At 50.6% G+C, this 24,933-nt stretch carries 27 protein-coding genes, 3 tRNA genes and 1 pseudogene; 24 read left to right on the top strand and 7 right to left on the bottom strand.

Features of this window, described 5'->3' with window-relative positions; translation table 11 throughout:
* Positions 1 to 23: 23 nt before the first annotated feature.
* The 4 genes from FPZ49_RS12390 (at position 24) to FPZ49_RS12375 (ending at position 6,857) form a co-directional block, all read left to right on the top strand.
* Positions 24 to 536, top strand: a complete 513-nt coding sequence (locus tag FPZ49_RS12390; RefSeq protein WP_144847071.1) for a GbsR/MarR family transcriptional regulator — start codon at positions 24 to 26, stop codon at positions 534 to 536.
* Positions 537 to 676: 140 nt separating this feature from the next.
* On the top strand, positions 677 to 3,802 hold the full coding sequence (locus tag FPZ49_RS12385) for an efflux RND transporter permease subunit (RefSeq protein ID WP_144847069.1): 3,126 nt from the start codon (positions 677 to 679) through the stop codon (positions 3,800 to 3,802).
* Positions 3,803 to 3,855: 53 nt separating this feature from the next.
* Positions 3,856 to 5,109: an efflux RND transporter periplasmic adaptor subunit gene (locus FPZ49_RS12380; protein ID WP_144847068.1), complete on the top strand. Its 1,254-nt coding sequence runs from the start codon at positions 3,856 to 3,858 to the stop codon at positions 5,107 to 5,109.
* Between the two features lie 17 nt (positions 5,110 to 5,126).
* Complete coding sequence (locus FPZ49_RS12375) at positions 5,127 to 6,857, top strand: hypothetical protein (RefSeq protein ID WP_144847066.1); 1,731 nt, start codon at positions 5,127 to 5,129, stop codon at positions 6,855 to 6,857.
* A 68-nt stretch (positions 6,858 to 6,925) separates the two neighbouring features.
* Here FPZ49_RS12375 and FPZ49_RS12370 read toward each other — a convergent pair whose 3' ends face one another.
* Complete coding sequence (locus FPZ49_RS12370; RefSeq protein WP_144847064.1) at positions 6,926 to 7,432, bottom strand: 2'-5' RNA ligase family protein; 507 nt, start codon at positions 7,430 to 7,432, stop codon at positions 6,926 to 6,928.
* Between the two features lie 184 nt (positions 7,433 to 7,616).
* Between FPZ49_RS12370 and FPZ49_RS12365 the strand changes: the two genes are divergently transcribed.
* From FPZ49_RS12365 to FPZ49_RS12345, 6 genes are all read left to right on the top strand, one after another.
* Positions 7,617 to 8,165, top strand: coding sequence for a phosphatidylglycerophosphatase A family protein (locus FPZ49_RS12365; protein WP_144847062.1), 549 nt, complete (start codon positions 7,617 to 7,619; stop codon positions 8,163 to 8,165).
* 135 nt (positions 8,166 to 8,300) lie between these two features.
* A complete protein-coding gene (locus FPZ49_RS35705) occupies positions 8,301 to 8,465 on the top strand; it encodes a hypothetical protein (RefSeq protein WP_186445795.1) in 165 nt (54 codons plus the stop codon).
* An 85-nt stretch (positions 8,466 to 8,550) separates the two neighbouring features.
* Positions 8,551 to 8,627, top strand: a tRNA-Met gene (locus FPZ49_RS12360).
* A gap of 48 nt (positions 8,628 to 8,675) precedes the next feature.
* Positions 8,676 to 8,752, top strand: a tRNA-Ile gene (locus tag FPZ49_RS12355).
* A gap of 11 nt (positions 8,753 to 8,763) precedes the next feature.
* Positions 8,764 to 8,849 (top strand) — tRNA-Leu (locus FPZ49_RS12350).
* 164 nt (positions 8,850 to 9,013) lie between these two features.
* Positions 9,014 to 9,232 (top strand): spore germination protein, encoded by a 219-nt coding sequence (locus FPZ49_RS12345; protein WP_144847060.1) that lies wholly within the window; start codon positions 9,014 to 9,016, stop codon positions 9,230 to 9,232.
* A gap of 58 nt (positions 9,233 to 9,290) precedes the next feature.
* Here the strand turns inward: FPZ49_RS12345 and FPZ49_RS12340 are convergent, their stop codons facing one another.
* Positions 9,291 to 9,761, bottom strand: a complete 471-nt coding sequence (locus FPZ49_RS12340; RefSeq protein ID WP_144847308.1) for an Hsp20/alpha crystallin family protein — start codon at positions 9,759 to 9,761, stop codon at positions 9,291 to 9,293.
* Between the two features lie 126 nt (positions 9,762 to 9,887).
* Here FPZ49_RS12340 and FPZ49_RS12335 point away from each other — a divergent pair, with 126 nt between their 5' ends.
* The 9 genes from FPZ49_RS12335 (at position 9,888) to FPZ49_RS12295 (ending at position 15,230) form a co-directional block, all read left to right on the top strand.
* A complete protein-coding gene (locus FPZ49_RS12335; RefSeq protein ID WP_144847058.1) occupies positions 9,888 to 10,124 on the top strand; it encodes a spore germination protein in 237 nt (78 codons plus the stop codon).
* Positions 10,125 to 10,134: 10 nt separating this feature from the next.
* Positions 10,135 to 10,362 (top strand): spore germination protein GerPB, encoded by a 228-nt coding sequence (locus FPZ49_RS12330; RefSeq protein ID WP_144847306.1) that lies wholly within the window; start codon positions 10,135 to 10,137, stop codon positions 10,360 to 10,362.
* 16 nt (positions 10,363 to 10,378) lie between these two features.
* Positions 10,379 to 11,008, top strand: a complete 630-nt coding sequence (gene gerPC, locus FPZ49_RS12325) for a spore germination protein GerPC (RefSeq protein ID WP_144847056.1) — start codon at positions 10,379 to 10,381, stop codon at positions 11,006 to 11,008.
* Positions 10,986 to 11,168, top strand: a complete 183-nt coding sequence (locus FPZ49_RS12320; RefSeq protein ID WP_144847054.1) for a spore gernimation protein GerPD — start codon at positions 10,986 to 10,988, stop codon at positions 11,166 to 11,168. Before gerPC ends, FPZ49_RS12320 begins: the two co-directional genes overlap by 23 nt.
* A 14-nt stretch (positions 11,169 to 11,182) precedes the next feature.
* On the top strand, positions 11,183 to 11,566 hold the full coding sequence (locus tag FPZ49_RS12315; RefSeq protein ID WP_144847052.1) for a spore germination protein GerPE: 384 nt from the start codon (positions 11,183 to 11,185) through the stop codon (positions 11,564 to 11,566).
* Positions 11,567 to 11,658: 92 nt separating this feature from the next.
* Positions 11,659 to 13,302 (top strand): plastocyanin/azurin family copper-binding protein, encoded by a 1,644-nt coding sequence (locus FPZ49_RS12310; RefSeq protein ID WP_144847050.1) that lies wholly within the window; start codon positions 11,659 to 11,661, stop codon positions 13,300 to 13,302.
* Positions 13,303 to 13,506: 204 nt separating this feature from the next.
* A complete protein-coding gene (locus tag FPZ49_RS12305) occupies positions 13,507 to 14,073 on the top strand; it encodes an RNA polymerase sigma factor (RefSeq protein WP_144847048.1) in 567 nt (188 codons plus the stop codon).
* Between the two features lie 7 nt (positions 14,074 to 14,080).
* Positions 14,081 to 14,818 (top strand): anti-sigma factor, encoded by a 738-nt coding sequence (locus FPZ49_RS12300; RefSeq protein WP_144847046.1) that lies wholly within the window; start codon positions 14,081 to 14,083, stop codon positions 14,816 to 14,818.
* Between the two features lie 22 nt (positions 14,819 to 14,840).
* Entirely contained in the window at positions 14,841 to 15,230 is a 390-nt protein-coding gene (locus FPZ49_RS12295) for a VOC family protein (RefSeq protein WP_144847044.1), read from the top strand.
* Between the two features lie 236 nt (positions 15,231 to 15,466).
* On the opposite strand, the gene FPZ49_RS35700 is transcribed toward FPZ49_RS12295, so the two are convergent.
* On the bottom strand, positions 15,467 to 15,625 hold the full coding sequence (locus FPZ49_RS35700) for a hypothetical protein (protein ID WP_186445793.1): 159 nt from the start codon (positions 15,623 to 15,625) through the stop codon (positions 15,467 to 15,469).
* 127 nt (positions 15,626 to 15,752) lie between these two features.
* Here FPZ49_RS35700 and FPZ49_RS12285 point away from each other — a divergent pair, with 127 nt between their 5' ends.
* Positions 15,753 to 16,670, top strand: coding sequence for an ATP-dependent DNA ligase (locus tag FPZ49_RS12285; protein ID WP_144847042.1), 918 nt, complete (start codon positions 15,753 to 15,755; stop codon positions 16,668 to 16,670).
* 49 nt (positions 16,671 to 16,719) lie between these two features.
* Here FPZ49_RS12285 and FPZ49_RS12280 read toward each other — a convergent pair whose 3' ends face one another.
* A complete protein-coding gene (locus FPZ49_RS12280; RefSeq protein WP_144847040.1) occupies positions 16,720 to 17,274 on the bottom strand; it encodes a hypothetical protein in 555 nt (184 codons plus the stop codon).
* Between the two features lie 165 nt (positions 17,275 to 17,439).
* On the opposite strand from FPZ49_RS12280, the gene FPZ49_RS12275 reads away from it, so the two are divergent.
* Positions 17,440 to 17,979 (top strand): hypothetical protein, encoded by a 540-nt coding sequence (locus FPZ49_RS12275; RefSeq protein ID WP_144847038.1) that lies wholly within the window; start codon positions 17,440 to 17,442, stop codon positions 17,977 to 17,979.
* Positions 17,980 to 18,031: 52 nt separating this feature from the next.
* Here the strand turns inward: FPZ49_RS12275 and FPZ49_RS12270 are convergent, their stop codons facing one another.
* Both FPZ49_RS12270 and FPZ49_RS35695 read right to left on the bottom strand, forming a co-directional pair.
* Positions 18,032 to 18,646, bottom strand: coding sequence for a hypothetical protein (locus tag FPZ49_RS12270; protein ID WP_144847036.1), 615 nt, complete (start codon positions 18,644 to 18,646; stop codon positions 18,032 to 18,034).
* A 156-nt stretch (positions 18,647 to 18,802) separates the two neighbouring features.
* The gene (locus tag FPZ49_RS35695) at positions 18,803 to 18,976 is read right to left on the bottom strand and encodes a hypothetical protein (protein ID WP_186445792.1); all 174 of its coding nucleotides are present in this window, start codon (positions 18,974 to 18,976) and stop codon (positions 18,803 to 18,805) included.
* A 99-nt stretch (positions 18,977 to 19,075) separates the two neighbouring features.
* Here FPZ49_RS35695 and FPZ49_RS12265 point away from each other — a divergent pair, with 99 nt between their 5' ends.
* Genes FPZ49_RS12265 through FPZ49_RS12255 form a run of 3 tightly spaced genes read left to right on the top strand, consistent with a single transcriptional unit; the run spans position 19,076 to position 22,895 of the window.
* Positions 19,076 to 20,611: a spore germination protein gene (locus FPZ49_RS12265; protein ID WP_261381371.1), complete on the top strand. Its 1,536-nt coding sequence runs from the start codon at positions 19,076 to 19,078 to the stop codon at positions 20,609 to 20,611.
* The gene (locus tag FPZ49_RS12260) at positions 20,608 to 21,795 is read left to right on the top strand and encodes a Ger(x)C family spore germination protein (protein WP_144847034.1); all 1,188 of its coding nucleotides are present in this window, start codon (positions 20,608 to 20,610) and stop codon (positions 21,793 to 21,795) included. The genes FPZ49_RS12265 and FPZ49_RS12260 overlap by 4 nt, the downstream gene beginning before the upstream one ends.
* A complete protein-coding gene (locus FPZ49_RS12255) occupies positions 21,792 to 22,895 on the top strand; it encodes a GerAB/ArcD/ProY family transporter (RefSeq protein ID WP_144847032.1) in 1,104 nt (367 codons plus the stop codon). Before FPZ49_RS12260 ends, FPZ49_RS12255 begins: the two co-directional genes overlap by 4 nt.
* A 60-nt stretch (positions 22,896 to 22,955) precedes the next feature.
* Here FPZ49_RS12255 and FPZ49_RS35690 read toward each other — a convergent pair.
* A pseudogene (locus tag FPZ49_RS35690) lies at positions 22,956 to 24,933 on the bottom strand (hypothetical protein); the annotation flags it as partial.

Raw genomic sequence — 24,933 nt, 5'->3', positions numbered from 1 at the left:
ACGCGGAATCCAAGGAGACAGTCATGAAAGAGAGACAGCCTACGTTCTCAGATTTGAAGCAAAATGTCAGCAACCACATGTCATTGACCTTTGACACGGATGGCTTTAGTCCGCTGGTCGGGAGAATTTTTGCGCTGCTGCTGTTTGCGCCTGGGCCTCGGAGCTTGCAGGAGATGGCCGATGAGCTCGGAGTAACGAAGGCTGCGATCAGCGTGCAGGTCCGTACCTTGGAGAAATTCGCCATGTGTCAGAAGCTTCCCACCAGCAATGACCGAAAAGATTATTACTACATATCGGACGACTTCAGCTTAACGGCGATGCGGTCGGGTCTGAACAAGATCCAGGCGATCCAGCGCCAAGTGCAGGCGACGTTAGATGCTTTTCATGCCTTGCCGGCCGTTAGCGAAGAGGAGAAGGCTTCTCATGATGCCGCCAAACGGCGTTATTTGGAAATGGGCGAGATGTATAAGCTGTATATGTCGCGTCTGGAAGGGATCGAGGAGGAATGGGAGAAACGGCGTAAGCTGCTGGACTAAAGGCAGGGGGGATTGCCGGATTAAATTTTTGACTGAAGGTGAAGGGGTTCGCATAAAAGCCTCGTCTAAGTATTCAGCCATCCCGATTTACCATATTTTACGGTGATTTCGGTTGTTAACCATAATGGAGGAGTAGAGAGATGAATAAATTAACCCAATTTTCCATGAAGAACATCATGGCGGTCATTATCATTGTGCTGCTGTTGTTCGGTGGCGGGGCCTATTCGGCAACGTCGCTTAAGGTGGAGAGTTTCCCGGACATTTCGTTTCCGGTCGTCTTGGTGAATACCCAATACCTGGCTCCGCCGAAGGACGTGCTGGAGGATGTGACGAAGCCGCTCGAGAAAGCTGTGGCGGGTCTCGAAGGACTGAAAAATTTAACGTCCACCTCAAGCGATAACTTCTCCACGATCGTGCTTGAGCTTGAGCAGGATAAGAAGCCGGATGACGTGAAGAAGGACGTCGAGAGCTTGATCGCCAACGTCAAGCTGCCGCTTAGCTCGGAGAAGCCGAAGGTACAGACGCTTGGCTTTGCATCCCAGCCGGTGTATTACTTATCGGTTTATGGAACGAACGGAATGAGCCAGCAAGAGCTTGATAAAGTTTACAAAGACGTCATCCTCCCTGGCTTTACAGCGATGAAGGGCGTCGACCATATCGACTCCATCGGCAACCAGGAAGCCGTACTGACGCTGAAGATGGACGCCAACGTCATTAACGCTTACAACCTGACCCCGGCGCAATTATCGCAGAGCATCAAAGCAGCGATAGCGAGCAGCCCGGCCGGTTCGGTGGATTTTAACGGCAACACCCAGATGGTTCGTGTCAAGAGCGATCTGAATACGATCTACAATTTGGAAAATATGAAGATTTCGACGCCAAAAGGCGATACGCTGCTCCTAAAGCAAGCGGCCAAGGTCGAAGCGATTACGGAAGCCACGTTCATGTCACGGCTTAACGGCTTGCCGGCGATCGGCGTGCATTTGTACAAAACCAAGAATGCCAACGCAGTTGAGTTCGGTGCTGATGCGGATAAGCTGATGGCCGGCTGGAAGACGGAGTTCCCGAACATTGTGTTCCATACGGTTTATAACGCTGCGAAAGATATTAAAGGCTCCATCGACGGGATGATCAAGGAAGGCGGCTTGGGAGCGCTTTTGGCCTCAGTCATGATCCTGCTCTTTTTAAGAAATGTTCGCATGACGATTATTGTTTTGGTCTCAATTCCTTTATCCATTATGATTACGCTGCTTGTTATGGCCCCTCTAGGGATCACACTGAACATCATGACCCTGGGCGGGATGGCGATTGCCGTCGGGCGGGTTGTGGATGACAGTATTGTCGTCATTGAGAACATCTACAGCCAATTGGTCAAAGCGCATGATCGCGATGAATCGGTTATCCGATTAGCTACAGCGCAGGTGGCCTCGGCGATCACCTCCTCCACGATAACGACGGTGGGGGTATTCACACCGATTACGTTCGTCAGCGGGGTGCTCGGTGAAGTATTCCGTCCCTTCGCCATTACGCTCGTCGTTGCGCTGCTGTCCTCGCTCATTGTAGCGCTGACGGTCATTCCGATGCTTGCCAAACTAATGGTGCTGCGCAGCAAGAACATTAAAATGCACGATGAGAACGAAGTCGGCAAAGTGGCGATGAGCTACAAGAAAGCGCTGCTGTGGTCGTTGAATAACCGTAAGAAAACGGTGTTTTTATCCATCCTGCTCTTTTTCGGTACGATCGCTGGAACGGTTCCTTTCTTAGCCACCTCGTTTATGCCGGAGAGCGAGTCGGATAAAATGATGCAGTTTACGATCAAAATGCCTCGTGAAACGACCATCGAAACGATGAACGAAAAGGTCAAGGAGCTTGAAGCGACCATGCGCGAGTCGAAGGACCCGGTCGGTCAGCCAACCTTTGACTACGTAGAATCGCTGATCGGCTACAACGGGACCGAGCAGAACGGGATTACAGATCGGATTGCGTATCGTTCCATGTTCTTTGCTTCTGCATCTCAAGCATCGAACGCTAAGCAAGTGGTGAAGGATTTTAAAGAGAAGCTGCTTTACTTATTGCCTAAGGGCTCGGAAGTGGAAGGCATGCTGTTGTCTGGCGGAGGACCTCCAGCGAGTAATTATGACTTCTCCTATATGCTCAAAGGGGACGACTTGAACAGCTTGAAAGAGGGCGCTGAGCTGATCAAGGCGAAAATGCGGGAGAACCCTAAGCTGCTTGAAATTAAGGACAGCTTGAGCGAATCCAAAACCGAGGTCGAGGTGGCGGTCGATCAGAACAAAGCCCGTTTGTACGGACTTTCGTCCGCTCAGATCATGGATGCGCTGCACAGCTGGCTGGCCGAAGACAATATCGGCGATTTGAAATTTGACAACACGCTGTTTAAAACGAAAATTATGCTCGACCCAAGCTTTAAAAACTCGGTAGATAAAATCGGTAAATTCACGATTACAACGCCAACCGGTGTGAAGCTGAATTTGAACGAAATCGCTAAAGTACAGCAGATCGATGCTCCGGTGGCGATCACGCGCGAGAAGCAGGAGCAGTATGTCAGCGTTACAGCGAAGATCGACTCCCCCGACAAGGGCGGAATCAGTAAAACATTAACGGATTCTCTGAAAACCGTCGAGCTTCCGTCTGGGGTTCGTACCGAGGTCAAAGGGGTAACCGACGACATCCAACGCAGCTTTAATCAAATGTTTATTGCCATGATAGCATCGATTTTTATCGTATTCTTGGTTATGGTGCTTGCTTTCGGGAATGCCAGCGCGCCATTCTCCATCCTGTTCTCGCTGCCGCTTGCGGCGATCGGCGGTTTGCTTGGCTTGCTCGTAACGCACGAATCGATCAACATTACATCGCTGATCGGCTTCCTGATGCTGATCGGGGTCGTTGTTACCAACGCGATTGTATTGGTTGACCGTGTGCAGCAGCTGCGTGAAGCGGGGCACTCCGTCCGTGATGCGCTGATTGAAGCGGGGTTGACACGGCTGCGGCCGATCATCATGACCGCCGGTGCCACCATTATCGCCTTGATGCCGCTGGCGCTCGGATTGTCTAAAGGGACGTTGATTTCCAAAGGTCTTGCGGTGGTCGTTATTGGCGGCTTGACAACATCGACGTTGCTGACACTCGTGATTGTGCCGATTATGTATGAGATGATCGAAGGGTTCAAGAGACGGATTAGCCGCAGATTTAATAAGAAGGACCACGTGATGCTGGACGTCAAGGCGATCGGCACAGAGCAATAATAGAGCGGCTTACGTTAAATAGAGATTGACATGGGGAAAAGGAGAATCGGCCAATGAATAAGGCTTTCACAAACACCGTTAAGCATAGTAGCAAAGTTGTAGGGGCCGTGGTGATCAGTACCGCTTTGATGGCGGGCTGCTCCACGAAGCCGCCGGCGCCGCCGACGGCAAACGCTGCAGAAGCGCAAACCAAGGTGGTCAAGACCGCCAAGATCGAGAAGAAAAAAATCGGTGATCCGCTTGAGCAGGTAGCCGATGTCGTTTCTTCCATTCAGCTTGACGTCACGACGAAGGTAGGCGGCGACGTTCTGGAAATTCTGAAGAAACGAGGCGAGATGGTGGAGAAGGGCGACGTGATTTTTCGCTTAGATCCAACGGACGTTCAGATTCAGAAGGAAAAAGCGCAAATCGCGCTGAGCGGTACCCAGCAGCAAATGACGAAATCCCGTGAGGATTTGGTGAACTCCAAGCAAGATCTGCAGAACGGGATCGCCAAGCTGGAAGCCTCGATTAAGGATACGGAGAAAAACTACTCTAAAATGCGCAACGACTACGACCAGGGTCTAGTCACCAAGTTCCAGCTGGAGCAGCTGGAAACGACGCTGAACAATCTTAAGCTGGATTTGGATGGCTCGCGCAGCAAGCTGAAGACGCTGGAGTCGACCAATTCACTCGCCCAGCTGGATCAGGCGCTGCAAACGTCGGCAGTATCGATCAAGGAGGCGGATCGCACCTTGAGCAACATGGAAGTGAAAGCGACCGTGAGCGGTGTGTTGACGGAGCTGCCGATCGAAGTGGGCATGACGCTTCCGGCGGGGTTCAAGGCGGCGCAGGTGCAGCAGCTGGATCCGATCAAGATCAAGGCGGAGCTGACGGAGGATGCGGCAAAGCTGGTTCGCGGCAAGTCCGAGCTAACGTTCTACGTAGCTGGCTCAACGGATAAGATGAAGGCTAAAATCAGCTACTTGGCTGACGTGATGACGAGCTCGTCGAAGTCGTTCTCTCTGGAGCTGGAGGTTCCAAACGCGGACCGCAAGCTGAAGCCAGGGATGAAGGCGCAAGTGCAGCTGACGGATGAAAACGAGCAGCAGGTGGTTACTGTGCCGACTCTGAGCGTCGTCCGTGAGGGTGGAGATACATTTGTATTTGTCTTTGTCGGCGATCACGCAGAGAAGCGTAAAGTCGAGCTCGGCCGCTTGAATGAGACGTTCCAAGAGGTGATTTCCGGAGTGAAGGAAGGCGAGCAGCTGATCGTCTCCGGTCAGAACCAGCTGAAGGATAAAGAGAAAGTTCAACTTGCCAATTAGGTCAGGAGGAGAATCACTTGAACAACAAACTTACCAAAACCGCAGCATCCATCGTTATCTCTGCAGCACTTCTGAGCACGGGAGGGTACACCGCATTAGCTGCAGATGAGCCGACAGCAGCCGCCCAAACTGCAGCAATTTATAAACTGACCGATTTGCTGGACGTGGAAGTGAAGACCGTACTCAACGAACGAATCGTCGATGGTACGCGTCTGGGCGTCGTCATCCGGATGAAAAATAACGGCAGCACGTTGACCCGGGTTCCAGAGTATGAGCTGCGCGTAAAGACCAACGAGGGCATCGAGTACACGCTGCAGCCTAGCGCCTCCAATCCAAAAGCGATCCAACCCAAAGCGAATACAGAGCTGAGCTATATGGCCGTCATCGACCGCACGGACGATGTCACTTTGACCGACGTGAGCTGGACCGATGTGGATTACTATGTGTATCCGAAGAAGGAGACGCTGATCGTCTCTGCACCGATTACCGTTCAGCCTTGGAAGGGCAGTGACACGGCTATTACCGACCCTTCAGCAGTCAAGAAATGGTCCGAGACCTTCAGCATTCCGTCCTTGACGTCGCCGATCCTTTACACACCTATTGCGATCAATAAAGAAACGTCGGCGCAAGGAACAGTCTACGTTTTGCAGCTGCTCGCCTACAACCCGACTGAGAAGCGGGAAACGGTACCGGATTTCTTGATCGACGGGAAGTCGAACAATAAAGTGTACTCAGGGAAAAAAGTGGAGCAAAGCACGCTGGCACTGGATGCGAAGGAAGAACAATACATTCATTTTGCCTTCACGACGGATCAGGACGATGTACTCACGAGCTTAAACGTGCTGACGCCGGAGAAGTTCGCACAGGCTGGCACAACGCTTACGGCGGTCGGGGCATATAATGTAGGACGACTGAACATCCTGCTGCCGACTAAAACCGATCCTAGCACATACGAGGCGTACACGCTTGGAACACCGATGAAGTTTGACAGCCGCAGCGAGCTCATTAATCCGGATATGCAGGTTTCCGTTGTTGAATTCACGATGTCCAAAAACAAAGAAGAGGGCTCCCAAACGGTTACGGCGAAGTTCAAGCTGACGAATAAGAGTGACCGCCCGATTGCCGTTCCGGCCTTCCAAACGGATCTCGTGAGCTCCGACGGGTACGAATACAGCGGAAGCCGCCAAAATGTAACTTCCCAATACGTTCTGCCGAACAGTGCCATCCCGGTCAGCTACTCATATACGGTGCCGGATTCGGAAACAGGCAAGGGGTTTGGGATCAAAATTCAGGATACCAAAATGGCAGCGCCATACAAAACGACCATTGCTTCTTACGCAGTGGAGCTGCAGCAAGGTCAGGCTGATGATGCAGCAACAGCTAACCAATTCAGCGTCTATCCGTTTAATGTGAAGGTCACCGCTGCGACCACGAGCTTCAGTTATTTGCCAGCGACTTTAAACTATACTTATAGAACGAAGATGACCATGGAGCTTTCACGCTTGGAGCAAGTGCAGGTTGACCCGAACTTCTCGCATCTCCAGTTCGATTTGTATGACAACTCCGATCGTCTCATCGGCAGCGCAACAGGCTCTTTCATTGGCACTAGCCGTCTGGTGACCGGCGACAATGTCTTGAAGTTTAATTCCGGTACAGAAAGTTTTGAGCCACATACCTATATCAAGGTATACGAGGTGTTTACAAGTGCAAACGGCGAATCGAAACGATTGTTAAGTGTATTGAAGTAATCATATATACAAAAAGAGCAGGACCGCGTCGCAATGACATGGGCCTGCTCTTTTTATTGAAAGCACGGTTACAGCTTAAACTCCTTGATTCGAGCCCACTGGCCATCCGCTTCCTTTCTGAGGAGCGCAATGGTATCGATGGTACATTTAAAGTTCAGCTTCGTATTTTTCAAGCTGGCCAGTACATCATGCAGCTCATCGTCGTTCAACTCTTGAGCAATCGTCAAATGAGGCGTATACACATAAGGCTTGCCTGTCTCTACGAGCGGGCCGCTGCAGATCGCTTCGTGCAGCTTAAGGAGCGGCTGTGGATTCGACAGCGCCATATAGATAACATTACTAACGGGATAAAAGGCGGAGAAGCGGTTGAAATGAAGCTCTATCGGCTTTACGGATTCGATATTGCGCTCGATCTCGGCGATCGCCTCTTCGAGCTGCTGCTCGTTCCATTCTTCCTTTTCTCGAACGGTCAAATGAGGCTCTATCGACTGGAAATGTGGGTCATACCGGCGCCGGTAGTCGTTTGCAAACTCTTGAATTTCTTTAGACGGGAATACAGCTATACCATAGTACATAACTATCCCTCCTGTAAGTTAGCCGATAGCGTCTTGCTTTGCTTAACATTATACCGTGTCCGCCCACCTGATTCCAATGATTAAAATGGGCGCTGGGCATCTAGTGCCAACATACAAACTTTCATGCGTATCGAGTCATACCATGGTATAATAAGATATTTCCCAATCAAAGGGGGCGATTTCCATGAAGCGTCAGGTACACAGCAGCGAACTGAAAGCCGCGGTATACGAGAAGCTCCGAGAACGCGGTGTAGGAATCGAAGATATTGCCCTGATCGTACGCGAAATGCAGCTGCCTTATCATCCTAACCTGACCGTGGAACGTTGTATCGACTCCGTGCATGCGGTGCTTAAGAAGCGAGAAATGCAGCATGCGATCCTTGTCGGGATCGAGCTGGATGTGCTTGCTGAGAAAGGCCTGTTGTCCGAACCAATCCAATCGATAATCGAATCAGATGAAGGCTTGTTCGGCTGCGATGAGACGCTTGCGCTGGGCTCCGTATTTACGTACGGCAGCATCGGTGTGACGACATTCGGCCATCTGGATAAGCATAAGATTGGCATTATTAAGAAGCTCGATACGAAGGCGGGCAGTCATGTGCATACGTTTCTGGATGACCTGGTAGCTGCCGTTGCGGCTTCGGCCTCCAGCCGAATCGCGCATCACCATCGTGATGCTGACGAAGCGGAGCGCGCGGCGCACTACCATCCAACGGAAGAGAGTGCCAGTTAGTTTCAATCGCATACCAACATTTACCAATCATCGCTGTTTAATCTTTGGAAGCTTCCTTGTACAAATAAGGGGGCTTCTTTTTGGTTATGATACAAGCAAGGACTATCTATTCATTATTCAAGCGGAGTGAGGAGCATGAACTGGATCTATTGGGTAAAGCTATACGACAGTAAATTTCAAGCCGGCTGCTTAGCGAAACGGATGGAAGAGGACTGGTGGATCTACGGGTATGAATGCCCATCCGAGGTCGAGGTCTTCCGTTCCAAGAAGGGCAAGTTCGGCGTTCGCTACATGGTATAAAATTTAAAACATTTTCCTTGACTATGATGTTTTGTTTAGTGTATATTTAACGTTGTCGCTGTTAACGGTGACAAGCCTTATTTGACGCGGGGTGGAGCAGCCCGGTAGCTCGTCGGGCTCATAACCCGAAGGCCGCAGGTTCAAATCCTGCCCCCGCAACCAATTTCTTTAGTTTTGCTCTACCATGTAATCGCGCAAAACATACATTGTGGGCCCTTAGCTCAGTTGGTTAGAGCGGTCGGCTCATAACCGATTGGTCGGGGGTTCGAGTCCCTCAGGGCCCACCACAATTGGTTCTGCCGGAGTGGCGGAATAGGCAGACGCACAGGACTTAAAATCCTGCGGTAGGTGACTACCGTACCGGTTCGACCCCGGTCTTCGGCATACATAGGGCTAAGATGAAAAATCCCCGTTTCGGGGATTTTTTGCTTTTCTTGTGATTTTTATGCGCCGCCCACATATATATGAAGTACTTAGGCGGAGAAGTCCGACGCGTTCCCATTGGTCGGACTTCTCCGCCTGGAACGTAGAAGAAGGGAGAGGACTCTATGCCTGCCATTATTGTAGCCCCCATCAAAATCACAGGCGCGAGCGGAGAAGTGACGTTTGGCGATGTGCTCCAGATTACACCGAAAAGCACATCCAAGACAAATTCCGGCGCGGCGACCGGCAGTACCGGCGATTTTTGCGTCAATATTTCCGTCCTCAGCTTTACGAATACGCTTGATGCCGATGTGAACGACTCCAACAATCAAGGCAACAATTAGCGTTATGCGCCGCACGCACCCTAACTCCGAGACTTGGAGCGTAGGGTGCTTTTTTTCTTTACGTAAATCGGACGTCGATCTCGTAGTAGGTTTCCTCGGACGATTGCTTGCGGATGTGGAATTGCATAATGCCGTTTTTGTAGACGGCCTTACAGCTGCTGGGGACGACCATGCTGTTCAGACGGATCGTCTGCGCTCCTTTGTCCGGCAGGCCCTCCAGCCGCAGCTGGTTAGGGCTGAGCAGCACCCGAAGCTTCCGTGCCTGGTTCCGGTCCGGAATGTGCACCTTGACAATGACATTGTTGTGCGTGTCGAACACTTCCGTGTGCAGATGATGCTTTAAAGAAGCCATTTCGAGATTCGGCATCGCTTGACTGAGCATATCCTTGACGTAGCTTTCGACCCAGGCCATCTGGTCTCCGCTGCCATTGGCTGTTCCTGGAAACGGAACTCTGCCGCCGAAAAACTGCTCGAAATTTTTCCAGTTCATATCGAAAAACGACTTGTTGCTGTCCCTAGGATCTGCCATCATCACCACTCCTTACTGGTTCAATTATATGAGGCTTCCTGTGAAAGCATGATCATTACAAAAACATACTTCAATCAAAAGAGTCATATAATGAATTAAATTCACTCCGAAACAGGGTGCTTTCCGATGCCAGCGATAGTAGGTGCGATCAAGATTTTAAGTGTCGGTACCAGCTCCATTGTTCATATCGGCGATTCCATCCAGCTTGCACCGGTTGCCACGGTCAAGACATTCGCCGGAGCGGGGTCTTTCAATACGGGAGATTACGTGCGCACATACAGTGTAGTCAGCCATACGAACACCTATGATAATGACGTGAACGATGCGAATAACGTGACGACAGAGAAGGTAGGTGTGGTGTAAAGCCGCTATGATACAGTTCACGATCCATCAAAGCATTGTCATTCATCAGCTCAAGGTTGGCTCCGTCTCCAACTCTTCGGTGCTGCAGATCGGGACGGCGGGGACGATTCGATCGTTATCCAATCTGTATAATTCAGGCGGGTTTACCGGACCGGCTCCGGAATTGACGCAAGCGGGGACGAGCATTTCGGAATCTCCGCTGCCCTATGTACCGCTGCCTTCAGTTGGAACGCGATGAAACGGAGGACCCATTCATGTATCCATCTTACTTGGAATCGTACTTCTGCCAGCTCAATGAATACCTGCAATGGCAAACTGAGCGGATCCGCCTGCTGGAAGCGCGAGTGAATGCCCTAACCGTAGAGGTGGAGGAGCTTAAAGCGCAGCGCGCGATCAAAATCGATAAAATTGAATATAAGTTTGATCAGCTGAAAGTGGAGAAGCTGGATGGGACGCTCAACATCGGGCTATCGCCAGCCGGACTCGGTGATCAATCGCTGGACGACTTAAGCGTAGGCGGAGCGTCGGTGATCAAGACGAATACGGCCAGGTCGGAATCGTTTGCCCGGATCCAGGCGGCGGTTTATTCGTATTTGGACCAGCAATGCCCAATGGAGCTTCAGCAATTTGAATACCAATACCAATTGCAGCTCGGGGATTCGTTTGGGAGACTGATGATCGAGGATTTACGCCGGCAAACGGGCGATCGCATTCAGCACTACCTCACACACACGATCGATCCTAACCAATTGGAGCTGACCCCCGAGCAGGAGCAGGACATTATTATGCGAGTACAGCGCGATATTCGAACCGGGATGGAAACGTATGTTAAAAATAAAAAAAGAGATGGAGATGAATTAAATGATCTTACAGGTGGTCAATAAGGAATTGACGGTAGGCTCGGTTCGCATCACGGGGGTCTCGGCATCTTCCGTGTTTCTTATTGGAGATACGCAAGAAATCAACCTGTCCTCCGTGTTTGATACACCGCCGGAATCGCTTATCATCGGACCTATGGTTCCGTTATCGGCCGAAGAAACGTAGGCGACGCTGAGCTCATGCGAATCTCGGTGATTGATCAAGTAAAGGTAGAGGATGTCACGATTTGCTCTACGTTATTTGTTGGTGACATGAAGAGCTTCACGCCCGAGACCCGTGCGCTTGCCGTGCAGCGGGAGATCCCTACGTATAACGGGAACGAGGGGAATCTGTCCCAGTTTTCCCTGTTCCAGGCCGTCCTTCCACGCCCCTCGAATCAAAACCCAGTGCATGCCGATATTGTCAATGAGAATCCGTATATACGCGTGGGTGCGGTGAAAGTGCTGTCCGTTTCCACGTGTTCTTTGTATCAAATGGGCTCAAACGTTTATATTGACTGCGAAGCGCGGATCAAGCATATTCGTCAATTGCTTCACGGCGAGCGGCCGGTGAAGAAAAAATAAAAACGCAATCAACCCCAAACCCATTCTCCAGATCGTACGTTACCTTAAATGAAAAGGAGCTTCATTCATCCAATCATTTGAGGAGGAATCGTATGAACAAGAGAAACAAAACAGCATCGCTGCTCATCGCGGGTGCCATCACACTGAGCGGCGCGCTCCCGGCCTGGGCAGCCGATCAACCAACCACTGCTGCACCGGCAGCTACAGCAGCCAGCGTTAAGACCGACGTACAAGTCGCGGCAGACCTCGGGGTGATCCAAGGGGACGGCAACGGCGTGACCGACAGCTACTTGGCTAAGGCAACTACACGCCTGCAGGCGGCGATTTTGTTCCTTCGTTTGAAGGGGCTGGAGGCGGAAGCGCTCGCGTACATGGGACCAGGGATGGGGGATAATTTCTCCGATGCGAAGCTGGTCAGCGAAAGCAACCAAATGGTGCTGGGCTACCTGAAGGCGAACCCGCAGCTGGGCTGGACCGGTACGGGCAACGGCAAGTTTGAGCCGATGGCGCAGATTACGGCGCAGCAATACTATAAGGTGCTGCTGGAGTCGCTCGGCTATAAGCAGGATACCGACTTCACCTATGACAACGTCCTTACATATGCCAAAACCGTCGGCCTGGGCCAAGTGGCCAAAGCCGGCGCTCTCCGCAACGGACATATTGCTTCGGCTACCGTGGAAGCGCTTAAGCTGAAGGTCAAAGGCGGTACGGCAACGCTGCTCGATTCGTTGGTGCAGTCGAAGGTCGTCTCTGCGGACAAAGCCGCATTGGCCAAAGTCTCCGCGATCAAAATCGCTTCGGACGCTACCCTTGGCTCCTTCCTGACGGATGAAGCCGGCAAAACGCTGTATTTGTACACGAAGGATTCCACGAATGTGAGCACTTGCAAAGATCAATGCGCTGTCAATTGGCCGATCTACTACGCGGAGAGCCTGCAGGTGCCTGCCGAGCTGAAAGCGGAAGACTTTAAGACGATCGTTCGGGAAGACGGCAAAAAGCAAACCACCTATAAAGGGATTCCGCTTTATTATTTTGTGAAGGACGAGAAAGCCGGTGACACGAAGGGGCAAGGCGTCAATAACGTCTGGTATGTGATAAACCATTCCGGTGTCGGTGTAGCTTCGCAGGACGCGCTGGGCAAATTCTTGGTCGATTCCCGCGGCAAATCGCTGTACCTGTACACGAAAGACAATAAAGATGTAAGTGTATGCAAAGGGAAATGCGAAGACGCTTGGCCGATTTTCTACACCGAGAACCTGAAGGATACGGCAGACCTCAAAGCAGCTGACTTCGGTACGATCGTTAGAGAAGACGGCACAAAGCAAACCACCTATAAAGGCTGGCCGCTGTATTATTATGTGAAGGACGTTAAGGCTGGCGATGTAACGGGTCAAGGCGTAGGCAATGTATGGTACGTCATCGACCCGACGACGGCTAAAACCGCTGCTCCGGTGCAAACGGCTGCCAAAGAATATCAAGTGAGCATGACGGGATTTGCGTTCTCCGAGAAAGAACTGACCGTGGAGGTAGGCTCCAAAGTAACTTTTACAAACATGGACCCTGCGAAGCATAATGTAGTGTCCGACGCGCTGAACGCGGACGGCAAGCCGCTCTTCGAATTGCCGCTTTTGGCCAAAGGCGAGTCCGGTTCGCTCGTGTTCGATAAGCCAGGCACTTACACGTATTACTGCATGCCGCATAAAAACATGATGAAAGCCACCATTATCGTGAAATAATGGACTTTAGCCGAGCCTGAACCTTCGTTGCAGCTTACGGAGGTTCGGGCTTTTTTCATTTTATGCCCGGGTCTCCTCGAAAAACGTGAAAAACGTATTGCCAAAAAGACGGGAATGTAAGAAGATGACTATAAAACCTTTTTCCGTTTTTATGCGTTTACTACTACGAGAGGGTCTATGCTTCAGACCCGGGGAGTGCCGATCGTGCAGCAATATTCAGATGAACAATTGATGCTGTTGATCAAGAACAAGAAGGACGATGCGCTGCATGAGCTGTACGACCGCTATGCGAAGCTCGTCTATTCGTTTGCGATGAAGTCCAAGCGAGACCCCCAATTTGCCGGCGAAATCGTGCAGATGGTCTTTACGCGTCTATGGACTACGGAAAGAGGTTATGATGCTTCCAAGGGCAAGTTTGTGAACTGGCTATTGACCATTACGCGCAATTTATCCATAGATTTATTACGCAAAGAACGCAAGCAGGAGGCGCTCGTCCCTCTCGATCCCGCAATGGAAGCAGGGACGGCAGAAATGGCATCGCTGTCGTTCGAAGACCCGCTGTCCCGCAGGCTGTTCAAGCAGCAGGTCGAAGAGGCATATCGCTATTTATCCGATAATCAAGTGAAGCTGATTCGGTTATTTTATTGGGAGGGCTATTCGCTTTCCGAAATCGCGCAGATGGGCGGGGAGCCGGTGGGAACCGTGAAAAGCCGTCTGCACCAAACGCTAAAGCTGCTTCGCAGGCACGTGACACCATGGAGAGAGGAGTGAGCCGAACATGTCCGAAGACCGGAAGCTGTGTGAAGACCGATTTGCTTTTTTTCTACAGGAGCTACCGCCGGAAGAGACATTACGTTATGAGCAGCATCTGACGCATTGTCCGGAGTGTAGGGAAGAGCTAGCCGAACTGCAGCAGGCATGGGCGGCGATCCCCTTCGAGATGGAGGAAGTGGAGCTTCCGGAGTCGTTGAGAGATCAGGTGATGGGGGCGATTTTGCCGCCGAAGCCAATGTTGGATGCCGTAGAGGAGCCGAAGCGGCGCAGTGTCTTCAGTCGTTGGACCTACGCTGCGGCGGCCTTGCTGCTGTTTCTGGCGGGGGGAGCGACGGTATGGAGCCTGAGCAGGCAGGCGGCGTCTCATGCGCCGAAGCTGGCGATCGACGAGCGGCTTAATGTGCCGATGCAGCCGGTTTCGCAGGTGAGCCTGAAGGCTTTCGACCAGTCGATGCCTGGCGCCAGCGGTAACGGGATGGTGATGCAGCAGGGCGATGGGGCGGCCTTAATGCTGCACGTGAGCGGTTTGAAGCCGACGGAAGGGGCGCAGGCGTATCAAGTTTGGCTCGTGAAGGATGGGAAACGGAAAAACTGCGGTACGTTCCGCGTTGATGCGCAGGGGAACGGCGGCATCATGTATGAGCTGACGCCAGCGGAATCGAAATTTGATGCGATCGGCATCACCTTGGAGCCGGATTCGGAAGGCAATGCACCACGCGGAAAGAAAGTGCTGGGTACTTAATAATTAGGAGGAAATCCAATCTATGGCACGCAGAAAAATCGAGCATGTCGGTATCATGGTGAAGGATATCGACACATCCGCCGCCTTTTATCAAGAGATTGTAGGACTTACGCTCAAAGGCAAGCTGGATCATACGAATGGCGTTATTAAGCTGGCGTTTCTCGGGTTCAATCAATCCGACGAGACCGAGCTGGAGCTCATTCAAGGGTACAACGACAATCTGCCGCAGGAGGGCAAGGTGCATCATGTGGCCTTCACAGTGGATGATATTCACGAGGAGTGGGAGCGAATTCATCAGCTGCCTGTCCGTTTGATCGATCAAGAGATTACGACGCTGCCGAACGGGGCTCAATATTTCTTCTTCTATGGTCCGGACGGAGAGTGGATCGAGTTTTTCCAGCCGGCCCGATGAAAAGCGAAGCAACGAATGTATCAGTGAGAATCAACTGTAATCAGTGCAAGCATTTCTTTGTGACGTGGGACCCTGCCTTTCCTCGAGGCTGCCGGTCTTATGGATTAAAGACGAGCGGGATCCCGTCGGCTGACGTTCAGCGCGCTTCGGGCAAGCCGTGCATGGCCTTTGAACCGAAAATAGCAAAACAGGCTCCCTGACGACCAGTCGCATTGGGGGCCTGTTTTTTTCGTACGTTATTTTTTGATCAGCCCGAGCTTGACCGCCTGCTCCTCCGTTAAAATAAATTCCTCGTTAGGCCACACCTCTTCATGCGCATCCCTTCCGAACAGGCGAAGAATCTCGAGCCAGACTCCTTTTTGCCGGGCCTCTGAGGCAGTGATGATGATTTTCATCGGCATGTCCCCCTTCGTAAACGTTTACGGTCTTACTGATAGTTTATGCAGCGGCTCATAGACATAAACCGTTTACCTTCTAGGGCTGCGTGGGATACTGGTTACTAGTTAGGGAGGGGACGGGAATATGTTGTTTAATGCACTTAAGCCGATGCTGGCGGATTGGGGAGTCGAGGCGTTTGACGATGAGGATTATTTGTTCGAGCCGAAATGGGACGGGGCACGGATATTGCTGCATAAGCAGGGGGAACGAATTGAGGCGTATACACGCAGCGGGATCATGGTGAGCGCTAAATTTCCGGAATTGAAGGAAGTGGCCGCTTGTATCCGTTCACACACCGCGATTTTGGATTGTGAAGGCATCTGTTTACAGGGGGGCCAGCCTGTGTTTGATGATTTTATGTACCGTCTGCGCCTCGGACAGTCTTTGAAAATTGACCATGCCTGCCGCACCCATCCGGCTTCGTTCATCGTGTTTGATGTGCTGCTGACGCACCGAGAGCATCTGGACGAACCGCTGCTGGATCGAAAGCGCCGGATCGAGGAGCTGCTTGCGCCAAGCCCGGTGCTGGCCAAGACGCTGTCTGTGGAAAACCAGGGCCAAGCCTTGTTCGCCTTAACCAAGCAGCAGGGGATGGAAGGGATGGTGGCCAAGCGTAAGCAGTCCAAGTACAGGCTAAATACGACGAGCAGGGATTGGCTTAAACTGAAGCATCGGCGAACGATCGATACCGTAATTCTTGGCTATAAGCTGGAGCCGTTCCAATTGGTCGTAGGATTGCAGTTCCGCACGGTGAAAAATAAACCGGTGGGCATCGTGGAGAGCGGCATGGGGCCGAAGGAGCAAGCTTGGTTTCTGGGATACGTCCAAGCATGGCCTTATCATCAAGAGGGGACGAAACGCTGGATCGAGCCGCAGCTGTGCTGCCGGATTCAGTACGGCGATCGATCCGATATGCATCAGCTGAACAGGACGCAATTCGTACAGTTTTTGCCGGAGCAGCGGGCGGAGGAGTGTGTTTGGGATGGCGGCAAGGGCTCGTGATTCGAGCCGGGTGCGGTCAAAAGAAAAACAGGGACCGTAAGGATCCCTGTTAGTGAACTTGATTGCCTTGATTTTGCTGCTGCTTGCCCACATAATCGACAGTCCAGTCAATCATGCCGTTCATCATGTTTAGTATGAGGTTAATGATGTCTTCCTCGCTGACATTATTTTTCTTGGAGCTCGAGCTTGAGATGTAATCCTGCATTTTCGATTCCAGATCGTTCGTCATTTCTTTTAGCTTCAAGAAGTCGTTCGCAATCACCGACATCGGATTCGGGCCGCCGTTGCCGTTATTGTTGTTTTGCTTCTGGCTTCCACCACCACTGGCCTGCTGACTGGAATCATTGGATTGATCCTGCTTTTGATCTTGATCTTGACCTTGACCTTGTGCTTGCTTTTGATCTTGGCCTTGCTTTTGATCCTGCCCTTGAAATTGGTTTTGATTTTGACCTTGAAATTGGTTTTGATTTTGACCTTTATTTTGCTGAAGCTGACCTAACTGGTTCTGCAGCATCTCTTTAATGTCCTGCAGCTCTTGCGTCAACAGCTCGTTGGATTCCGTCAGCTCTTCAATTTGCCCTTTGAGTTCGCGGTTGCTTATCATTTGGAAGCTCCTTGGATTCAGTTTGTCGTAAGTATTTTTACCACTCCCGAACGGATTATCCATTTCTTTGTAAAAATAGGTATCCGCTGTTCCCCTTTGAATCTATCAGCCAATAAGATATATAGCATCGAGTATAGATGTAGTTTAGAAGGGAGATCAGAAGGAATGGCCACTCCAAAGAAAAACGTCCGGATCCAGCTCTCGCCGCCGCAAAATATTTATTTCAGCAAGGTGCTTAACTCCGTAGGCAACGACCCGTTAGTGCAAGTGGAGCCCTTACAGCAAGTGAACAACGAGTATCTGATGACAATACGGGTCAGCGGTGATCAAAAAGCCTCGGCGATCGCCACCTTGATGGTGTTGAACAAAAAGATCGGCAATATTCAGATTCGTGTGCAAGTTCGGAATCAGCGCGGGCAGCTGATTAATCCAATTCGGCGTACCCTTACCGCGGCTGAAATCGCTGCCTTATTCCGCACCGCCTTCCGAACCAACCGCCTGTTTAATAACGTGGTAGTTCGGTCGACGCGCCCGGTTAGAGGCGTGTTCCCCGTGTTTCGGGCTAGAGTGGTGCAATTTTTTGCCGACAATTTGGCCGATTTGAACCGCAACTTAAACTTTGTCGCGTTCGCGGTCTTCCGGGATGTGCTCCGAAATTCGATCAGCAGCACAGCGATTCTCTTTTCCACGGCTCAGAAGAAATAGAAAGCAAAGAAGCCCTTTCCAATTTGCGATTGGAAGGGCTTATTCTTTATGCTCAATTCATATTCGATTGCTGGTAATGGTCGCATTCTTCCAAAATAAAGTCGATGATTTCCTCCTGCGTATCTTCAACAAAGCCATTGCGCAGCTCCGTAATAAAATGAATAAAGAGCAGTGATACCAGCTCGTCGACTTCCATCTCGAAATGCCCGTGATACTGTAAGCGCCAGTCCTCAAAGCACATTTTCACGCGATCGATCACTTTGGTGTGGACTTGAATGCGCAGTACCGGGTTTTGGCCTTCCTCCGGGTTGCTGCCACCTTTTTTTGTCAAGCTCCAGTGAAACGAGTCTGTGCCGGCATTGGATGGTTTGTTGGTTTGAGGCGGCGGCGTCACCTTCGTCTCGTACACGTCCCCATAGGTTCTGCGAAGATTCACGACATACTGGAATTTATCTCGTCCCTGCCGAACATCCTCTAGAAAATTATCCAGCAGGACTTTGATTAATAGCGATTTATTGAGGTCTGGCAGCTCCGCTTCCTTCAAATGTCTAATATCCTCGATAAACACGTCCGCTCGTTTAAAATAATACCGCGGCACGCAGACCTCGATCGTATCGTAGGAGCTTGTGTCCTGCTTTTTAAACATTTTCGTGAATAAACGGAACATCGCCAGAACCTCCCGACTGTTTATAGTAACTAGTATTCGGAATCTAGTATTTTTATGACTAGAGTCATAATAAAAAATGCCGGTTACATAAAATGTCCAATTCCGAGGGATGCTAGAAAATATATTTCCTTAATTATTCCATCTGGTGCGGGACAGTTATTTCTGTTTTCTTAGCAGCAAGAAGGTTCGAATGAGCTTTCTGCCTCTTATAACGTACCAAGCGATCAACGGAGACAAGATATTGACCGCCAGCACCGTATAAACGACCGTCCACATAAACCACTCCGTATTGATCACATACATGTACACCCATGAATGATAAAAATCCATCTTTGAACTCCTTAGGTCAAGTTTCGAGCGAATGAATGATTCCTTTTATTGTCAACCATCGGTGTACGGTTTATACCGCTGAGCAAGTGAGGTGAGGATGTGCCCCCTGTTCAAGAGCTGCTGCAGGAACGGTTTCAGAAAAATTTGCAAGACAATGCTGACATCATAACCGCGATCTTGGGCCCAAGCGTGGACATTCAGAAGCGGGAGTTTATATTCTGCGGGAATATGGACACGCCTGGCCAATGCTATTATATGGACGGGTTGGCAGATTCGACGGTCGTGGAAAATGTGCTGAAGGCTTTGGTAATCTCCGCCATCGAATTAGGCGCTGAGGCCGAGGAGTTTACGACGGCCGATGAGATTCGAACCGCGCTCCTGATTAATGCCTCCATTAAAGGCTGCAGCCAGGTGGAGGAAGGCATCTCGGCCATTTTGTCCGGGGATACTTTGATCCTTATCCACGAAATCGATCAGGCGCTCATTGTAAGCTCTAGAGGATGGAAAGATCGCAGTGTGGAGGAGCCCTCGTCGGAAAATAACGTCCGCGGCCCGAGGGACGGCTTTACGGAAAGCATTCGGACCAATACGGCGCATGTGAGAAGACGAATTCGGGACCCGCTGCTGCGCTTCGATGCTGTGACGGTAGGAACTAGGACGAAGACCGATATTAACATCGCCTATATACAGGATTTGGTGAAGGACGGGCTCGTCGAAGAGGTTAAGCACCGCTTGGCCAAAATTCAAGTCGATGCCATTCTGGAAAGCGGCTATATCGAAGAGCTGATTGAGGACGCTCCGCTATCTCCTTTTAATACGGTGCAGAGCACGGAACGGCCGGATAAAGTCGCATCCGCGCTGTTGGAAGGCCGAGTCGCTATTTTTACGGATAACACACCGGTCGTATTGATCGTTCCCACGTTATTCTGGCAATTCATTCAAGCTCCGGACGATTATTATAATCGGTATTGGGTGGGGACGTTTTTTCGCGTCGTCCGGTATTTCGCCTTGCTGATCAGCCTGATGCTGCCGTCCATCTATGTCATGCTGGTTTCGTTCCATCATGAAATGATTCCGACGTCGCTTGCCCTAACGATCGCCTCCGGACGTGAGGTCGTGCCGTTTCCGGTTTTGCTGGAAGCGATCTTGATGGAGCTTGCGTTTGAGCTGATGCGCGAGGCCGGGCTGCGAATGCCGAAGCCGATCGGTCAAGCCGTCAGCATCGTAGGCTCCCTCATTATTGGGCAGGCCGCCGTACAGGCTGGCTTGGTTTCTCCCTTCATGGTCATTGTCATCGCCATAACGGGCATCTCGTCTTTTGCGATTCCGAGCTACTCGTCCTCTTTGGCGCTGCGTATTTGTCGTTTTCCGTTATTGATCGCCTCCGGAACGATGGGGCTGCTGGGATTTGCTACGATGTTCTTCATCCTCCTTCTTCATGCGCTCTCGATTCGTTCCTTTGGCGAATCCTACTTGGCGCCGGCCAGCCCGTTTTACCAGTCCGATCAGCGTGACACGATCCTGCGAGTGCCTATGTGGATGATGGACCAGCGCCCGGAATTTGCAAAGGATCAGGAACGGATGGGGAGTCGCCAAATGCCGAGGACACCCGATCCAAAGGAAGGTTCATCATGAAGCGGATCGTAGGCTTGCCTTGTGTTCTGTTTAGTTTAATGCTATTGTGCTGCTCTTGCTTTGGCTCAAGGCAAATTAATGAGCTTGCCATTGTCACGGCGGTGGGACTGGACGTTGGGGAAAATCCGGAAATGGTAAAGCTTTCTGCGCAAATTATTCGTCCTGCGGATGCAAGGGGACAGACTGGTGCTCCTTCAGGGGGCACGGGGCAGCCGATCTACTCGGTCAGCGCGGAAGGAAAAAGCATTTTCGAAGCGATCCGCAATTTGGGGCGCTTTACATCGCGGCGAGTGTATTGGGCGCACAATTTTGTCATCGTCATGCATGAGGATTATGCAAGGAGAGGCATTAAGGATATGATCGACTTTTTTACCCGCAACCATGAACTTCGCATGAATACTTGGATCGCGGTCACACCAGACTCGCCGGACGAAGTGATTTCCACGATTACCGGGCTGGAGGTCGTTCCAGGTGAGGCGGTGAACCGGCTGTTTCGCGATAATAAAATCGTACGATTGGCCGTCGGCAGTAATATGATGTCACTGGAGGAATCCTTCTTAAGTCCGTCCACCGAGCCGGTGATTGCCAAGCTTCAGCTGGTGTCACGGGGGATTTCAAACAAGAAGCCGGGAGAGCACGGTTCGCTGAAGCAGGTGGAGCTGGCGGGAGCAGCGGCGTTCAAGGAGGAGAAGATGGTCGGATGGCTTACCCTCAAAGAGACGCGGGGATTACTGTTCTTTCTCGAAAGTCTGGAAAGTGGGATTGAAGTCGTTGCCTGTCCTGACCCGAGTCGAAATTTGACCGTAGAATTTAAAAATGTGAAGTTCAAAGTCACGCCTGATGTTCAAAATCAAAAGCCCCAATTTAAAATTCAGCTGACCACCTCCGCGGATATTGTAGAAAGCAACTGTGAGGAGACTCCTGAGGAAATCCTTGGCCAGATCGAAGAGAAGCTGCAGCAAGAGCTGAAATCCAGCATTGAAAGTGTCATTAAAAAGGCGCAGAAGCAGTACAAGTCCGACTTTCTAAAGCTCGGGGATGTATTCCGCAATAGCTATCCCGAGGAATGGCGCGGGGTCAAAGCGAACTGGGATGAAAGCTTTGCAGCAGCCAAAACGACCGTGGAGGTCGAAGCGAAGATCAAGAGCGCCGTGCTGAAAGCGGCGGGAACCGGGGTCAAATGAGCGGGAAAATCCAAATTACGAATGGCATGTTTATCGCGATGATCGTCAATCTTATGTTCAACAAGGCGATTGGTGTCACCCAAGGTGTGTTAGCCCGCATCGTCGGTCAAGATATGTGGATTGCCACGCTGTTAGGTACACTGCAAGGGGCGGTGATGATGTTTGTCACGTACCTGGTCATCCGTAAAAAGCCGCATTGCGATTTTATTGCAATCAGCGAGATGCTGCTGGGTAAATGGTTTGCCAAAATCGTGGCGCTGGTGATTTTTTTGTTTTTTCTGACCGGCTTCGGTCCGATTATGTTCACGCTCGTTTATCACTTGCGGGATTACTTCCTGCCGGAGGCTCCGCTAGTGCTGTTTATCGTCGCTCCGCTACTCGTTGGAGCGCTCGGCTGCTTTTACGGGCTGGAGGTGATGGCACGTGTGGCGCTGGTGGGGCTGCTGTTTATATTTTTGCTCAATGCGCTGATTACGGTCGGGTCCACCAATGAATTCGATATCCGGAATTTGCTGCCTGTACTAGAGAACGGCTTTCCTCATACCGCATTTGCGAGCATCCATTTCGATGCCGATTGGGCTTATTCCATCATGCTGGCCACGTTGGTCATGCCATTTGTAAAAGACAATAAGACGCGCGGCGGTCAGTTAGGTGTCACCGGTATTCTCGTGAGCGGGATGCTGATCGTGATCTGGGCGATTCTGGAGGGAGCCGTGCTGTCGGCTGAAGTGACCAGCCAGTATGCCGTTTCCTGCATGAAGCTGGCACGTAACGCGCACATCGGGAACTTTATGCAGCGGTACGAGATGGTGATGATTGCGCTGTACTCCTTGTCAATGCTTTTTGAAGTGATGTTCTCGATCTATGGTGCATCGGTCAGTATATCCAAATGTTTTGGCCTTAAAAGTAACAGGGTCATGATCGTGCCGGTCAGCGTCTTACTGGGCTTGTTCAGCTACTGGGTGATTGAGGATCATTTTCGCGCGATGCATTTTGTCGAGCATGACTGGCCGCGCATTGCGCTGCCTATTGCTTTCGGGTTGCCGCTTATTCTGCTGGGACTGCGGTTTATGTTTGGACGGAAGCTGGAGTCGGTGTAAGGAGAGAGAAAGAAAAAAGGCGAGTGGCCGCTATGGACCACTCACCTCTGTTGAATCTAATTATTGAACGTGAACTTCTGTTTGTGCTTGCTGACCATTCATAGCTGTAGCTGTCAGGTCAAAGCTTGCAACGTTAGTACCGATTTTTACTGTACCGTCAGTATTAATCGTAACTTTGTCGTTGTCGGTTCCCGTAGCAGCACCCTTCAATGTTACGTGCTGTGCAGTAAACACAAGACCAAGGTAGAAGTTGTAGCTGTTTACGTCGCTGCCGCTGATGCTGATACCATACTGATCTGTAACATTCAGGTTCATCAAACCATAAGCGAGCGATGGAGCAGCCTTGTAATCAAAGTCGTTGGACAAGTTATAAGTTCCTGCTGCTACTTGTACCTTCTTGTTAAGAGCTTCAACTTTGGTAACTGCTGGCATATCGGACTTCACAGTCACGGTTGTGGTAGCTACTTTCGCATTGCCTTTTTGATCCGTGTAGCTTGCGGAAATCGTTGCTGTACCTGCTTTGTTACCAATCACATACACTTTGCCAGAGCCGGATTTGTCCATTTTAGCTACAAGCGGGTTGGAAGATGTGAACGACTTAACGAAATCAGTCGGAATAGCTACCACATCACCACTTGCATTTTTAACCGTGAAATTCACGCGGCGTGCCAAGTCACTGCCTGTTGGCGAAATCATGCTGTCTTTGATCGAAGCTGGAGCCGAAAGGTTCAGGTCGCTATCGATCACGTTGAACAAATCTCCAACTTTGTTCAGCGAGTAAGTCAGATCTTCAGTTGTTGTTGTTCCTGTTAATGTTTTGTCAAGGGATGTGATTTCTACAGGTGTACCGCCATTGACGGACTTGCGAATCGCAATGTGCAATTTGCCTTCCTTGCCAGCAACGGAATCATTTGCCCATACTCTCAAGCCTTGATTAAATTGTTTGAAGGAATGTGCATCCCACTCATTAGCACCTGTGTAAACCGGGTTGTTAAGAACTGCATTTGGATCTCCAGACGTTGCATAAGGATTTTCAGCGCTATCGTTTCTAGTAATCTTGAAGTTATCGCCGGTCATTGTCACAGCCACATCATAGTTTACGTTGGTACCGATATTGCCGCTTCCGTTGGATGCAATGTTGCTATCCATTTGTTGCCCGTATTGGTCATAAACCACATATTGGAAGCTGCTGTAGCTGTTTGCCATATAAGCCTTGGCTGGTGCTGCAATTTCTTTAATCGTATCCGGAACACGTACATCAGATACAGTATACGTTTTGCTATCTGTGCTGTTCGCATTCGGCGTAGCAATCGTCGCAGTTACCGAAATCATGCTCTTGGAAGGTGCAGTAATGTTCGTCAGGTGGATCGAACCTCTGTGTGCACCCGAGTTCAAGATTTGTGCATCATAGCTAGCGCCATTCACAGTCAGCGTGATTCTGGAACGGTTCGTGTCGCTTGTCAGGTCATCTGTGCTCAAAGTGTTGCCTTGTGCGTCAAAAGCTACGACTGGGATATATACGTCTTGGTCGCCAGATGCAATGATGTTATTGTAATCGCCCAATTGAATCTTGTTAGCAACCTTCGTGGATTGAACCGTTACTTTACCTGTTGCCATTGCTGCTTGATCGGAAACCGTAAAGGTGTAATCGCCCGGTTTGTCCATATCGTCAATCATCGTAACTTTCAGTTCAGGAATGTTATTGCCGTTGTCTTCGATTTCAGTCTTCACGTTCTTCGAATCAATGTAGTTGTTCCATACAAAGTTCACTTGGCTTGCATCGAAGTCTTTCGAGTTATAAGCAATATTATTTCCGTATTGATCATAAAGATTCAAATCAAATTTCGCTGTGTCGCCTTTGCCTGTCAATGCTTTTGCAGTGTTGGAGTATTGTACGTCACCTAGCTCGAGCTTCGACAGGAACGGTGTTTGACCCAGCTTGAAGTTCTTCTGAGCAGTAACATGCTGATCATTGTTAACTACATTCACGGAGACCATAGAAACGCCTGGCGTGTTCGTCTTGCCATCCATCAGGGTA

This window comes from Paenibacillus cremeus (assembly GCF_007786445.1).
Taxonomy (GTDB): Bacteria; Bacillota; Bacilli; order Paenibacillales; family NBRC-103111; genus Paenibacillus_G; species Paenibacillus_G cremeus.
The sequence above is the reverse complement of the archived record's forward strand: the minus strand, read 5'-3'. Positions and strand labels throughout refer to the sequence as shown.

What these genes read in the sequence shown, in the direction of transcription:
- FPZ49_RS12285 (WP_144847042.1), top strand. Translation starts at nt 15,753, where the DNA reads ATGTTGTTTAATGCACTTAAGCCGATGCTGGCGGATTGGGGAGTCGAG.
- FPZ49_RS12270 (WP_144847036.1), bottom strand. Translation starts at nt 18,646, where the DNA reads ATGTTCCGTTTATTCACGAAAATGTTTAAAAAGCAGGACACAAGCTCC.
- FPZ49_RS12345 (WP_144847060.1), top strand. Translation starts at nt 9,014, where the DNA reads ATGCCTGCCATTATTGTAGCCCCCATCAAAATCACAGGCGCGAGCGGA.
- FPZ49_RS12280 (WP_144847040.1), bottom strand. Translation starts at nt 17,274, where the DNA reads ATGATAAGCAACCGCGAACTCAAAGGGCAAATTGAAGAGCTGACGGAA.
- FPZ49_RS35705 (WP_186445795.1), top strand. Translation starts at nt 8,301, where the DNA reads ATGAACTGGATCTATTGGGTAAAGCTATACGACAGTAAATTTCAAGCC.
- FPZ49_RS12300 (WP_144847046.1), top strand. Translation starts at nt 14,081, where the DNA reads ATGTCCGAAGACCGGAAGCTGTGTGAAGACCGATTTGCTTTTTTTCTA.
- FPZ49_RS12385 (WP_144847069.1), top strand. Translation starts at nt 677, where the DNA reads ATGAATAAATTAACCCAATTTTCCATGAAGAACATCATGGCGGTCATT.
- FPZ49_RS12390 (WP_144847071.1), top strand. Translation starts at nt 24, where the DNA reads ATGAAAGAGAGACAGCCTACGTTCTCAGATTTGAAGCAAAATGTCAGC.
- FPZ49_RS12365 (WP_144847062.1), top strand. Translation starts at nt 7,617, where the DNA reads ATGAAGCGTCAGGTACACAGCAGCGAACTGAAAGCCGCGGTATACGAG.
- FPZ49_RS35695 (WP_186445792.1), bottom strand. Translation starts at nt 18,976, where the DNA reads ATGGATTTTTATCATTCATGGGTGTACATGTATGTGATCAATACGGAG.
- FPZ49_RS12310 (WP_144847050.1), top strand. Translation starts at nt 11,659, where the DNA reads ATGAACAAGAGAAACAAAACAGCATCGCTGCTCATCGCGGGTGCCATC.
- gerPC (WP_144847056.1), top strand. Translation starts at nt 10,379, where the DNA reads ATGTATCCATCTTACTTGGAATCGTACTTCTGCCAGCTCAATGAATAC.
- FPZ49_RS12340 (WP_144847308.1), bottom strand. Translation starts at nt 9,761, where the DNA reads ATGGCAGATCCTAGGGACAGCAACAAGTCGTTTTTCGATATGAACTGG.
- FPZ49_RS12275 (WP_144847038.1), top strand. Translation starts at nt 17,440, where the DNA reads ATGGCCACTCCAAAGAAAAACGTCCGGATCCAGCTCTCGCCGCCGCAA.
- FPZ49_RS35700 (WP_186445793.1), bottom strand. Translation starts at nt 15,625, where the DNA reads ATGAAAATCATCATCACTGCCTCAGAGGCCCGGCAAAAAGGAGTCTGG.
- FPZ49_RS12320 (WP_144847054.1), top strand. Translation starts at nt 10,986, where the DNA reads ATGATCTTACAGGTGGTCAATAAGGAATTGACGGTAGGCTCGGTTCGC.
- FPZ49_RS12295 (WP_144847044.1), top strand. Translation starts at nt 14,841, where the DNA reads ATGGCACGCAGAAAAATCGAGCATGTCGGTATCATGGTGAAGGATATC.
- FPZ49_RS12370 (WP_144847064.1), bottom strand. Translation starts at nt 7,432, where the DNA reads ATGTACTATGGTATAGCTGTATTCCCGTCTAAAGAAATTCAAGAGTTT.
- FPZ49_RS12255 (WP_144847032.1), top strand. Translation starts at nt 21,792, where the DNA reads ATGAGCGGGAAAATCCAAATTACGAATGGCATGTTTATCGCGATGATC.
- FPZ49_RS12380 (WP_144847068.1), top strand. Translation starts at nt 3,856, where the DNA reads ATGAATAAGGCTTTCACAAACACCGTTAAGCATAGTAGCAAAGTTGTA.
- FPZ49_RS12335 (WP_144847058.1), top strand. Translation starts at nt 9,888, where the DNA reads ATGCCAGCGATAGTAGGTGCGATCAAGATTTTAAGTGTCGGTACCAGC.
- FPZ49_RS12315 (WP_144847052.1), top strand. Translation starts at nt 11,183, where the DNA reads ATGCGAATCTCGGTGATTGATCAAGTAAAGGTAGAGGATGTCACGATT.
- FPZ49_RS12260 (WP_144847034.1), top strand. Translation starts at nt 20,608, where the DNA reads ATGAAGCGGATCGTAGGCTTGCCTTGTGTTCTGTTTAGTTTAATGCTA.